Below are 12,064 nucleotides of genomic sequence, written 5' to 3'. Positions count from 1 at the left end.
TCACTCAAAGTTTTTAACGCTTTAGTTTTTCCTTACTTGGTTGTTATATTGTATGTCAATGATCTTTATATCTTCCGCTTTTTAACGAAGCAATCTTTCTGTCTATATCCGCTCCGTATTTGCGAGTGCAAAAGTAAAACTTTATTTTGTAATGACCAAATGTTCCTAAAGAAAATTTTAAAGTTTTTTAAGTAACCTTAATTCTTCTCAAAACCTCAATCACCCCTACTCCTGCGCTCCGATTTATTCGGACTGCAAAGATACAAACTCTTTTTAAAACCACAACTCTTTTTGCAAAAAGTTTTTAAGTTTTTTTTCGTCCGTCTCTTTTTGAAGTATTATAATGTTCTTGCTTACCTAAAAGCTCTTCTGCGCTTGACTGACTCTCTCGTTTTTCAGTGGGGCAAAGATAACAACTTTATACAACGCAAAACAAGTCTAGTTAACATAAAATTCATTTTCCATTCTTATTTTAAGCTAAAAGGCTGGCAATTAGCGATAAAAATTATAAACAAATGTTTAAAGGGGGCAATTGGAAAATTAAAAGTTGGAGTAATTTTTTTTATCAATGACGGCTGGATGGTAAATTAATCATTGTTTTTAAGCTTTGAGAATATTATAAATATACCTATTCATAGGCCCGGGCTTTAGCCCGGGATCAATAAAAACCATAAAATTCCACCGGCTTTAGCCAAAACATATTGATATCGTAATGAAAAAAGGCATTGCTATTTTATTTCACCACAGATTACACGGATTGACACAGAGGAATGTGGAGAGTTGGTTCGGGGAGGAAAGCTAAACGAGCTATATGTTAGCGGCTAAGGTCCACTCAATTGTTCAGTAGGCTAGAATTTTATAAAAAAGAAATATAAATTGTCTTATAAACATTATAACAATGGTGCGTAAAATAGAAAGAAAATGTGATGAACAGAAACAGCATTTGAATCATTTTTCTTCCTCAAGAATAACAATCATGAATTATTATAGAGAACTTATAACAAAAAAAAGCCAATGTAATGTCTTTGTTAATCTTTAATGTTAGATCAAAAATTTCAGAATGCAGCTCAAAGGGGTAAAAAGATAAGTCGTTTTTTCTATTTAGGGTGGCTAAACTTTTGCCTAGCTCCCAGATTTTTCGCTTGCCCCCTTTTGTTCCTGACATGCAAACAACAACAACAACAACTTAATAATAAAGAAAAAACCGCAATCATTTAAATTAATGAATTGCGGTTTACCTGTAGCGAAGACGGGAATTGAACCCGTGACCTCAGGGTTATGAATCCTGCGCTCTAACCAACTGAGCTACCTCGCCTTTTTCGTGGTGCAAATATAGGAAAAAATTTGCTACCACCAAATTTATTTTACTTTAAAATATTCTAAAACATCGCCAACATGCTCTGGTTTATTGATTATCTTGTTGTTAGCATCTAAAATAAAATATGTCGGAGTTGCATGAACATTGTAGGTATCTACATAACTACTGTTCCATCCTCTCAATTCTGAGTCATTGATCCAAGGGAATGCAGCAATTTTTTTTAGTATATGAATTTTTGTCTACATCCAAAGACAAAGCAATAACCTGAATATTTTTTCCCTTTAATTCATTGTATTTATCCAGAAGCTTTGGAAGTTCACTCTCACAATGAGAACAAGTAGATGACCAGAAAACAATAACTTTCCTGTCCGCTTTCACATCATAGAGCGATTTTGCTGTGGTATTGACAGGTGATTGAAATTTATAATTAGGAAATGCAGCACCCATTTCAACATTAGCATTGGATTTTAATGTAGAAGCAAGCCTGTCCGTGATAGTACACTTAAGATTTTTAGCAAGTGAGAGGTATTTATTTTTAAACTCATCCATCTGATAAGCATCAAAGATATCAATAAGCTCCGATAAAACAGTCTGTCCTCTTGGTGTCTCAACTTTTAAACGGTCTAACAGTTTATCCACTGAACCTGTTACATTCGTATTTCCTCCCGAATTAAGATAGGCTACCAACAAAGGTCTTAGCAATGAAGAACTTTCAAGCATATCATTAGACTTGTCTATAAAGTTGATAATTTCATCCTGATTTACCTTTTTAGAAGGATCTGCCGTATTGGACAGGAACTTACTGTAATTGGTATTGTAATAGGATATGAATGGATGACTTGCTGCATCAATAACTGCAGACTTTCCTGAAAGCCTGTCGATCTCCGTTTTTAATGCTTTACCGAAATCGGTATTGTCTTTATAGTATTCTTTGATTTGTGTCAGAGCAGGCAATATAAGTTCTTTTTTTTTGAGAACCCTCCTGTTGCTTACTCATCAATTCATTCGCTTCATCAAGGTATACAACATCTTTTATTTTATTATTTTGGATATCCAGCTTTATATTGATATCCTTATTTTCAGAGATGAAATTTATAGTATTATTGGTGCCAGGAAAATATACTTTCATCATACCCATATAGTGGCTTGGATATTTAAAAGTCCATACATTATTTTTCCCTTTTTCCTGGGTAACAATAATATCTCTTGAGCCGTTTAATGTATATAGAATAGCATCCTGATCTTTAAAATCTGCAGGAGTCTGGATTGTAACCTTGAATTGTGCCTGCATTATAAATGCGGCTAAAACCGCAGATAACGTATAAATCTTTTTCATATAGTAAAAATAAAAAAAACTCTCTGATTAATCAGAGAGTTTACTGTTATTTTAATTAAAATTTTATACTTTTTGGTTTTTTATACTTTCTGGTAAACATTACAATAAATGTAATTGCAATAGCGGAAAGCACATATACATACATATCTATTGGTGAAGACGGGGCTCCTGTACCATTACCTCCATTACCTCCTCCACCCGGAATAGGCGGGGCAGCGTGTACTAACAGCACTGCAAAAAGAAAAAAGAACGGATACTAGTTTATTAATAGTTTTCATATAGTTTATTTTAAGATTTTAGTGTTAACAGTTTCTCCTTTATCGGAAACAATTTTTACAACGTATGAATTTTTAACAGAGTTATTAAGCTCGATTACAAAATCCCTAGATGCATCAACTGCTTTCTTAGAAATAACCAGTTTACCGCTCATATCATAAACTTCAATGTCTGCTTTCTTCCAGTTCGGATCGAATCTAACAATATAATTTGTAATTGATGGATCGTATACGACTAGTGTTCTTGAAGGCGCTACCTTTTTCTCTTTGTTTGCCAAAGTAATTTCGCTAGGTGCTCCATAGTATAAATCTGCTTCTGTAGTATTGGCAGGAACAATATCTCCTTGTTTTGCCTGTACTAAAGTTCCGTTTTCCGCTTTATAATAGAAACCGATACCTGAAGATAATTGGTGAGCACCTGCAGGAATCAATTCTGCATTTTCTCTAACTTCAAATTTGTAAGATTTAACTTTATCCAGATAATAATTTACCAGTTTAACGTTCTTACCCTGGAAGTTACTTTCGTTAGCTTCGTTGATATATAACCAATAGTTTGTATTGTTATTATCATATCCACCATTGATGTCTTCTTCAAAAGTACCAAATAGGTTTTTACCTGCAGAAGCCTGAATGGTAGTAGCTATAGATACCTGATGTCCTGTAGCCGATGTTGGAGAAACTACATAGTAAGTTCTGCCAATTTCGTTTCCATTGGCATCAAGACCTATAATTCCAAGCTGTTTAAGGCTACCTCTTGATGTATTTTGAGCCGATCTGGCTGCTGTTACACTGTAATCAGTTCCTGCTGCTCTTGCTGTTTGCTTGAATCTTCTCAGTGTATTAAAATTCAAAGTCTGGCTGGTATTATCTCTCAGCTTCATCTTAAACGACTGCATTGGTTTAATCACCACCAAATCAACATCTCCGGCAGGAGCGACTCCATTACCAGTAGGCTGATATGTTACAATTTTAGATCCTGTAGCATAAGTGGAACCATTTGGAAGTGTGTGAATGGTACCCGGGTCGTATTCTACTCCCCAGATATTAGTTACTGCATTTCCGTCAGATACTCCACCTTCATCATATCCGATTTTGGATAAATCGATGTTGGTAAGAAATGGATTTCCGAATTGATAGAAATTTTTACCAAATGTTCCGGCCCATGGACTTGCTGTAAATTCGAATGAATCGTCTAGGTAAGTATTATACTTTTCGTTGTAAGCATTGTTGTTGTTACCATTTGTACCGAAATCCACATTTCCTCCGTTTTGCAGTGTTGTTGCACTGGCAAATTGGGCGTAAGGTGCTCCGTTTACCGCAAAAACAGTTCCTGATGCTGGTGCACTAGGATTCCAGTCGTCATTGGATACCTTCAACATATAGTATCCGGAACCGTCACTGGTAGTAGTTGCTAAACTGGTAAAATGATCGGAAACAGCATTGGTATTATTCCACTTTAGAATAGGATTACTGTATCTTCCTGTATCGAAGTTTTTACCAAGCTCTGTAGATAGTGAACTTAAAGCTTTACCAAAGAATGGCAAGGCTATCTGTTGGAAATAATTTCCGCTACCCTGACTTGTTGTTCTAAACTCCTTAGTTACAATACCAGTAATATTGGATTGGGAAAGTCCATCAATGTACAACTGGCCATAAGTAGAGGTTGCAAAACTTGCCGGAGTGTTTAATCTCAGAATAATATTACCGCCGTCAAGTTTTGGTTGACCGTTGTCGGCAATTGTTCTGAAAGCGTCTCCGGTTGCTCCTACAACCATTACGTTTCCGTGTACATCCACAAGACCAGTTCCTTTGGTTTGTACACCTCCACCACTATTATACTAGGGTGCCTTCGCTCACATACATTCTAGCATCAGTGTCAACATGACATAGTATCTGCGCCTGAACAGAATAACTAATTGCTAAAAGACCTATAGCAAATAAACTTTTTCTCATTGTATAAATTATTTGTGTGTTAATACAATCTTCACCCGCAAAGGTATTATTTTTTTCTAATAAAAAAAAAATATTTTACTTATTAATCAAAATATTATCTTCTGATAATATAATCTCTTTTTCTTCTCCTATTGAAAACATATAGTCTTCCAGTACTTTTTCTGTAGTTCCTCTTAGACCTCTGGCACCCAATCCTTTTTCTATGGTTTCCTCTACAATCTTTTCAATGGCTCCGTCAGTGATAACCAAATTTGTGCCATCCATTTTGAAAAGTTCCACAAATTGGTTGACAATTGAATTTTTAGGTTCCTTCATAATCCTTACCAGTGTCTCTTTTGTGAGTTTATCCAGGTAAGTGATGATTGGAAATCTTCCTAAAAGTTCGGGAATAAGTCCGAAAGAACGAAGGTCAATGGCATTAATATTTGTTAATATATATTCATCTTCATCTGTTTTATTGATTTTTTCAGAACTGAATCCAATGGCTTGTTTATTCATTCTTCTTTCAATAATTTCCTTAATCCCGTCAAAAGCTCCTCCTGCAATAAACAGTATATTCTGGGTATTCACCTGAATATATTTCTGGTCAGGATGTTTTCTTCCTCCTTGTGGGGGAACATTCACTATACTTCCTTCCAACAGCTTTAACAGCCCCTGCTGTACTCCTTCCCCTGAGACATCTCTTGTAATACTCGGGTTATCTGATTTTCTTGCAATTTTATCAATCTCATCAATAAAGACGATTCCTTTCTCTGCTTTCTCTACGTCATAGTCTGCCACCATCAATAGTCTTGAAAGGATGCTTTCAACATCTTCTCCTACATACCCTGCTTCAGTTAAAATAGTAGCATCCACAATACAGAACGGGACGTTCAGTTCTCTGGCAATGGTTTTAGCCAATAACGTTTTCCCTGTCCCGGTTTCTCCGATCATGATAATGTTTGATTTCTCAAGTTCCACTTCCCTGTTTTCGTCCTGGGCATGCAGTAATCTTTTATAATGATTGTATACTGCAATCGAAAGCTGTTTTTTAGCCTGATCTTGTCCAATGACATATTGATCAAGAAATTCTTTGATCTCTTTAGGCTTTTTAAGCTCTTCCATACTATCAGCAGGGGCATATCCTGTTTTAGCAACACTGTCTTTCACAATGGTGTGCGCCTGCTCTATACAATTTTCACAAATAAAACCGTTCTGCCCAGAAATCAGCATCTGTACTTCGTTTCTTTTTCTACCGCAGAAAGAACATTGGTTTGAATTCATAATATATATATAATGTATACGTTAAAGAAAATCGTAAAAAATTGCTTTTTTACGATTTTATATTTTTAAGAATTAATAATTGAGTTTTGAATCTCTGTATATTCTTCGTTCGTTAATTTTAATCTTTCATTTCTAAAATTCATGTCTTCCATCTTGTTTAAAGGAATCAGATGGATGTGTGCATGAGGAACTTCAAGCCCTACTACCGCCACTCCTACTCTTACACATGGAATTGCAGTTTTGATCTTCTTGGCTACCTTTTGGGCAAATCCCCAAAGGTTTTTGTATTCTTCACTTTCAAGATCAAAAATCAAATCCACTTCTTTTTTAGGTACTACCAGGGTATGTCCTTTCACCAGGGGCATTGCGTCTAAGAATGCAATATAGTTTTCATCTTCCGCAATTTTATATGAGGGAATTTCGCCATTGATGATTTTCGTGAATATAGTGCTCATTATATTAGAAGTTAACGTTAGATATTGAAGTTAGAAATAAAATCGGAATCAGATTAAAGGCTGATGTCTAATACTTCGAAAGACAGTTTGTTTCCGTTCGGTAAAGTAATTTCTGCGGTTTCCCCCACAGCCTTTCCTAACAGACCTTTTGCAATCGGAGTATTTACAGAAATCTTCCCTGATTTAAGGTCGCTTTCGTTATCCGGCACCAATGTAAATACCTGCTCTTGTTTAGTCGCATTATTTTTAAGTTTCACTGTCGTTAAGATGGAAACTTTTGAAGTATCTAATTGGCTTTCGTCTATAATTTTAGAAGTTGAGATGACGTCTTTCAGCTTGGAAATTCTCATTTCAAGCATTCCCTGAGCCTCTTTAGCCGCATCATATTCTGCATTTTCAGACAAATCTCCTTTGTCTCTTGCTTCTGCGATCTGCTGAGTAATTTTTGGTCTCTCTACAGTTTCCAACTGTTCCAGCTCAGCTTTCATTTTCTCTAGTCCCTCCTTGGTTACATAGCTTGCCATAATTTTCAAAATTTAGTTTTAGTATAAAAAAATAATCCGACATTTGCCGGACAATGTTTTCGTGTTATAATCGTTTAATTTTTACAAATATATAAAAATTTAAATTGAAATGAAAAAAAACTTTTTCGATATTATCTATTTTCATTTTATTGATTTTCAGTAATTTATCCGTTAACTCGTGTGGAAGCAGGGAAGACACGGTGAGCTGTTTCCCCAATAATCCCATCAATGTTACGCTGAATTTGAACCTACCGGCTTACAATGCTTTAAACTATGATAACGGCTGGCTTTACATCAATGAACAGCAGTCTGGCACAAGAGGCCTTATTGTGGTACGTGCCGGGGATTCTTTTAAAGTATATGACCGGAATGCACCTCATCTGTGCCCGGATAACAATACAACTCTTGAAGTGAAGGATAATATCGCCATCCTATGTCCTAAGGATAATACAAAATGGATTTTAAGAACCGGGCAGCCGGAATCCGGAGCAAAAACTTCACTTCCTCCTAAAACCTATCCTTATCATTATGATATTACAACTAAAGTTTTAAATATTTATTACTAATGAAGATTGTTATACAAAGGGTTTCCCAAGCCAATGTAAAAGTAGACGGAAAAATCGTTGGAGAGATTGGAAAAGGATTAATACTGCTTACAGGTATTGATGAAAATGATGATAAAGCAGATGCAGACTGGCTGGTTCAAAAAGTTTTAAATTTGAGAATCTTTGGCGATGAAGAGGATAAACTCAATCTTTCCATCAGGGATATTTCAGGGGAAATTCTCTGCATCAGCCAGTTCACCCTGATTGCTGATTACAAGAAGGGAAACCGCCCTTCTTTCATTAAGGCCGCAAAACCTGATAAGGCTGTTCCGTTATTTGATTATTTTAAAGAAGAACTGGCAAAGTCTGGATTAAAAACAGAAAGCGGAATCTTTGGAGCAGACATGAAGGTATCTCTGACTAATGACGGACCTGTCACCATTGTTATGGACTCCATTACAAAAATATAGTTTCAGGAAATAAGTCGTGGAGAAATTCACAAAATTATAATAAATAACAACTCCTTTCAGACGTGCTGAAAGGAGTTTTATTTATTCTTTAAAAATCTTATTTCGCCGGAACACTATTGAAGTTAAGAGCTACTTTAATATTCATATCCGAACTCGTTTGATTTCTCAACTCATAGACCGTTCTTACCGTAAGTCCGGAGCTTTTTACAATTTCATCCAGAAATCCTGTATCATTCAAATCCAGGTTCAGGCTGGAAGAATTGGTAGAGATATTGGAACGGGAGGCAATAAGCCTTTCACCGGTTCCAGAAGATGAAATGTAAATCTTAATAGTTTTGAATGCACTAAGATTTCCTCCTGAAGGAGATGCTACAGAAATTTTTGCTTCTGAAATCCTTACATCTTTTATCATAGCATTGTTATTTCCTCCAAACCAGGTTTGCACATTGGTAGCAGTTGCTGTAGAGGATACTTCTTTGTCAGCAGGCACACCGGTAGAGACTAAAACATTGGTAGTGTATGGAAATGTATTCTGAACCAGCGACTGTACGGTTCCGCAACTTACCAGTACAGCTGAAGCGGCCATTGCTGTTAGAACTATATTTTTCATAATATTAAATTTTTAATTTATAATAGGGTTTGCAGAAATTATACCAAATTGAGAATAAACTATTCAACACTTACCGTAAAGTTTCCTTTCGTATTTCCTGAAGCCATATTACTTTTTCCTATAATCAGCCATACCTCTCCTTTTCCGGGAGTTTCATAGGTAATTTCTCTTCCGAAAGGTCCGTCATAATCACCATTAGGAAGTTTTATCTGATTAAAACGGATATTGAAATCTTTATCTTTGGTAGAAATTTTGGCTTTGATATTCGGATGATCATAATGGGTAAGTTTTAAAATCAATTCCTGATCATCTTTGGTAAATTCTTCTCCTAAGGTAAACGGAAGCTGGGAAGCATCAGCTGTTCTTACAATCTGGCCTTCTTTTTCGCTTCTCATTACTCCTTTACGCAGAACTTCTTTAGTAGCAGGAGCATTGTTAATAATTGAATCTCTTTTCTTCAATGCTGCAGAATCTGTTTTTTGAACAGAATCCGGCATTTCTGTTACCACTGTAGAGTCCTTACCCGCAACATCCGGTACATTGGCTTCTTTTTTACAGGAAATAATAATCAATGGAATTAACAACAAGCTTTTTTTCATAATAATTAATCTTTTAATGTTTCATAATAAAGAATGCCCGAGAGGAACGTTCTGGATTTTTCTTTATTAATTTTTTTCAGGACATTCTTCTTAAGCTGACTATCCTTCTTTTCATTTGCATATTTCAGTAAAGCGCTTTCACTAAAATTCACCGAATCGAAGTGATAGGTAATAACAAAGTCCTTACGTTCCCTATTCCGGGAAGTGATAAAACCACCCCAGTTGATATAACTACAAGCCAAAATTGTTCCATAAAGATACCAGGCCATGGTGTTAAACAGGAAAGCATTTCTCTTTTTCTTTTGAATTTTAATACAGGTCAGGACCAGCCCGGTTAAAGATAAAAGCAGAAAAGCGAAAACTCCCAGCCTCTTATAAGTAATCCCATAATTTATGATGTACTCATAGTTCTTCGCTCCTGCTGACAATACAAGAATGGCATTCAGGAAAATCCAGATTTTAGCCAATATTTTCATTGTTCCTGCTTTTGGATCAAAATTAAAACCTGATTTAAAATAGAACATGATCACCAAAATCGCCATGATGATAGACATGATAACGGCCCCTACTCTCTCATGAGTTTCTTCTGAGAGCTGTGCCGGCGTTTTTTTAAGGTTTCATAGAACTGCTCGTAGTTATAGGTTATGATAAAAAAAAACCAGCAGGATATTCAGCAATAAAAAAGAAATGATCCCGCTCATTCTTTCAGCATCCAGATCAAGGAAGGAATAAGTTGCTTTTTGGATTCTATCTTTCTCCTGAAAATCATTATCCAATACATGGTGGGTTTTATAGATTAATCTTTCAACGGCATAATTCCAATAATTAAAAGCAATAACAAAACCTAAAACGGTAAGACAGAAAACCTGCCATAGATTGATATCAAGTTCATAATCCGTAAAAAATGCTGCAAAATGATCACTACCGGCAGCATATATCCCACAAAAAACGGATAAAAGCACCAGTGGAATCAGTATAAAAGCCAGTATTTTCTGCCATAATCCCGAAACATTCTTTTTGGGCAGCCATGCATCGAAATTGAAAATTCTGCAAATTGAAGTAAAGCCATTTACTACAAAAACAGGGATAAGAAAAAGAGGCTTCATCTTCCTGTTTCTTGATTTGTATCCCAATAAAAGCAGTGAACTTACCAATGCAATAAAGGAAGAAAAATCTCCATACCAGGCAAAAGCAAAACTTGAGAGAATACTCGTGGCCGTGAGGATGTTAAATGTGAGGGTCTTATTTTTTTCATTCGTTTTAAAAAAAAGTTAAAACTGTATATAAAACTCCAAGAATCCCGAGGTTCAGCCCAAGGTCCTGTTCATAAAAAAGAATAACAAACAAGACTGTAGTGATTAATATATAATGATGTGTTTTCATTGTTGTAAAATTGAGGTCAACAAAAATTTTAGGATTGTGAGATATAGTAAGATAATGGGAATACTGGCAAGCAAAGAAGTACAGGCAGGGAGTCTTTTTCCGGCCAGACGGGCTTTATTTTATCCATATGAGGGTACTAATGCAGTACAACAGTTTCCTTTTGCTGAATAAAGTCTTTCAGATGTTGGAAATCCTGCCAAAGCAAGCCTTCAAAATCCCATTCGTGAAAGGCTCTCATATGCCGGCCCTTCCTATAAGCTTTCATATAAATTTTTATATACTCTGGTAATAGTAAGGTTCCCAATAGTATGGCGGCTAAAAGATGAGCATTGATCTTGCCATTCCCCAGCAACAGATACTGCATGGCAATTTCGTCCTCAAAATTGGTCCCACAACCTGTTATCAAATGATGCACATCATGATTTTCCATTTTGGGAATCATTGAAAAACCGTGCTTTTTATAAAACTCTCCAAGTTTTCTTCCCAAAGAATCTTCCCTGAATTCCAGCAATTGTTTTTCAGTGAATTGCCACTGTCTTTTTTTCTTTTTAAAATATGTCCTGTAGAGCTTTTGGGTTTTCTCATACACAAAAAGCAGGAACCGAACGCGTATTTTTTTCATAATGTATGCAGTTAAAATATGAGATTCCATCCTATGATGGTATAAAGAACAGCAAATGGTATATTGATCAAAAGCATTGCTGCAGACCGGAAGCAGACCCTGCGTTTAGCTTTTTCAATGATCCCGTAGGCTAATAGTATTGCCAGTGCGACAAGATTAAAAAACAGATCCGTAAATAATGAGCATAAATCCTGAATCGGCAAACCAGAATTCTTTGGTGATCATATAACCGAAAAGACAGATATTTCCTGCTAAAAAAAACAATCCGAATATCATTTTCCCAATGTTTAAAATGTTTTGATCTTTCATTGTGTATTTAAGTTTGGGTTAAAGTAAAAACAGTAATTTCCGGACGGACCATAAACCTGAGCTGAAAAGAATGTCCGAGTGCCCGATTGATGTACAACCTCCTTCCATCTTCCAGATCAATTTCCCCTGAAACGTACCTTTTATTTTTTACAGGTAATACAGGAGTGATAATTCCGGGGACCCTGCATTGTCCACCATGCGTATGTCCACTCAAAATCCAGCCCTGATAGCCGTTCCAGATATTCCGGTCACAGGCATCCGGATTATGGCAGAGCACAATATTCGCTTTTGATAAATCATATTGATTCATAACTTTTGAGGGTCGAAAATTGGGAGACCACAGATCATCAAAACCTATAAAATTCAGGCCATGACTATGCTGCTGATCATTTCTCAATATTG

The 12,064-nt window shown here is 35.9% G+C and carries 13 protein-coding genes, 1 tRNA gene and 2 pseudogenes; 2 read left to right on the top strand and 14 right to left on the bottom strand.

The window, feature by feature from the left end; translation table 11 throughout:
* Positions 1-1,241 precede the first annotated feature (1,241 nt).
* The 8 genes from HX13_RS21290 to greA form a co-directional block, all read right to left on the bottom strand.
* A tRNA-Met gene (locus HX13_RS21290) sits at positions 1,242-1,315 on the bottom strand.
* 192 nt (positions 1,316-1,507) lie between these two features.
* Positions 1,508-2,272, bottom strand: coding sequence for a peroxiredoxin family protein (locus HX13_RS25230; RefSeq protein WP_238555610.1), 765 nt, complete (start codon positions 2,270-2,272; stop codon positions 1,508-1,510).
* Positions 2,238-2,654, bottom strand: a complete 417-nt coding sequence (locus HX13_RS25225) for a hypothetical protein (protein ID WP_238555609.1) — start codon at positions 2,652-2,654, stop codon at positions 2,238-2,240. The genes HX13_RS25230 and HX13_RS25225 overlap by 35 nt, the downstream gene beginning before the upstream one ends.
* Positions 2,655-2,709: 55 nt before the next feature.
* Complete coding sequence (locus tag HX13_RS21280) at positions 2,710-2,886, bottom strand: signal peptidase (protein WP_128572556.1); 177 nt, start codon at positions 2,884-2,886, stop codon at positions 2,710-2,712.
* Positions 2,887-2,937: 51 nt separating this feature from the next.
* Positions 2,938-4,725, bottom strand: coding sequence for a T9SS type A sorting domain-containing protein (locus tag HX13_RS21275; protein ID WP_128572555.1), 1,788 nt, complete (start codon positions 4,723-4,725; stop codon positions 2,938-2,940).
* Positions 4,726-4,957: 232 nt separating this feature from the next.
* Complete coding sequence (clpX, locus tag HX13_RS21270; RefSeq protein WP_050022706.1) at positions 4,958-6,145, bottom strand: ATP-dependent Clp protease ATP-binding subunit ClpX; 1,188 nt, start codon at positions 6,143-6,145, stop codon at positions 4,958-4,960.
* A 65-nt stretch (positions 6,146-6,210) separates the two neighbouring features.
* Positions 6,211-6,600, bottom strand: coding sequence for an HIT family protein (locus HX13_RS21265; protein ID WP_050022705.1), 390 nt, complete (start codon positions 6,598-6,600; stop codon positions 6,211-6,213).
* A 53-nt stretch (positions 6,601-6,653) separates the two neighbouring features.
* Complete coding sequence (greA, locus tag HX13_RS21260; protein WP_050022704.1) at positions 6,654-7,124, bottom strand: transcription elongation factor GreA; 471 nt, start codon at positions 7,122-7,124, stop codon at positions 6,654-6,656.
* A gap of 149 nt (positions 7,125-7,273) precedes the next feature.
* Between greA and HX13_RS21255 the strand changes: the two genes are divergently transcribed.
* Both HX13_RS21255 and dtd read left to right on the top strand, forming a co-directional pair.
* Positions 7,274-7,690 carry a hypothetical protein gene (locus HX13_RS21255; RefSeq protein ID WP_238555608.1) on the top strand — a complete coding sequence of 139 codons (417 nt, stop codon included), beginning with the start codon at positions 7,274-7,276 and terminating at the stop codon, positions 7,688-7,690.
* Positions 7,690-8,139 carry a D-aminoacyl-tRNA deacylase gene (gene dtd, locus HX13_RS21250; RefSeq protein ID WP_050022702.1) on the top strand — a complete coding sequence of 150 codons (450 nt, stop codon included), beginning with the start codon at positions 7,690-7,692 and terminating at the stop codon, positions 8,137-8,139. The genes HX13_RS21255 and dtd overlap by 1 nt, the downstream gene beginning before the upstream one ends.
* Before the next feature lie 97 nt (positions 8,140-8,236).
* Here the strand turns inward: dtd and HX13_RS21245 are convergent, their stop codons facing one another.
* The 6 genes and pseudogenes from HX13_RS21245 to HX13_RS21220 form a co-directional block, all read right to left on the bottom strand.
* Positions 8,237-8,749 carry a hypothetical protein gene (locus tag HX13_RS21245; protein WP_050022701.1) on the bottom strand — a complete coding sequence of 171 codons (513 nt, stop codon included), beginning with the start codon at positions 8,747-8,749 and terminating at the stop codon, positions 8,237-8,239.
* Positions 8,750-8,808: 59 nt separating this feature from the next.
* Complete coding sequence (locus tag HX13_RS21240) at positions 8,809-9,348, bottom strand: hypothetical protein (RefSeq protein ID WP_050022700.1); 540 nt, start codon at positions 9,346-9,348, stop codon at positions 8,809-8,811.
* A 5-nt stretch (positions 9,349-9,353) separates the two neighbouring features.
* Positions 9,354-10,556 (bottom strand): annotated as a pseudogene (locus HX13_RS26190) (DUF4153 domain-containing protein).
* A 311-nt stretch (positions 10,557-10,867) separates the two neighbouring features.
* Complete coding sequence (locus HX13_RS21230) at positions 10,868-11,353, bottom strand: Coq4 family protein (protein ID WP_050022710.1); 486 nt, start codon at positions 11,351-11,353, stop codon at positions 10,868-10,870.
* Between the two features lie 156 nt (positions 11,354-11,509).
* Positions 11,510-11,662 carry a hypothetical protein gene (locus tag HX13_RS25210; RefSeq protein WP_238555605.1) on the bottom strand — a complete coding sequence of 51 codons (153 nt, stop codon included), beginning with the start codon at positions 11,660-11,662 and terminating at the stop codon, positions 11,510-11,512.
* Between the two features lie 7 nt (positions 11,663-11,669).
* A pseudogene (locus HX13_RS21220) lies at positions 11,670-12,064 on the bottom strand (phosphoesterase); the annotation flags it as partial.

This window comes from Chryseobacterium sp. P1-3 (assembly GCF_000738495.1).
In the GTDB taxonomy this organism is placed as follows: Bacteria; Bacteroidota; Bacteroidia; order Flavobacteriales; family Weeksellaceae; genus Chryseobacterium; species Chryseobacterium gallinarum.
This window is presented reverse-complemented; position numbering and strand designations above follow the sequence as displayed.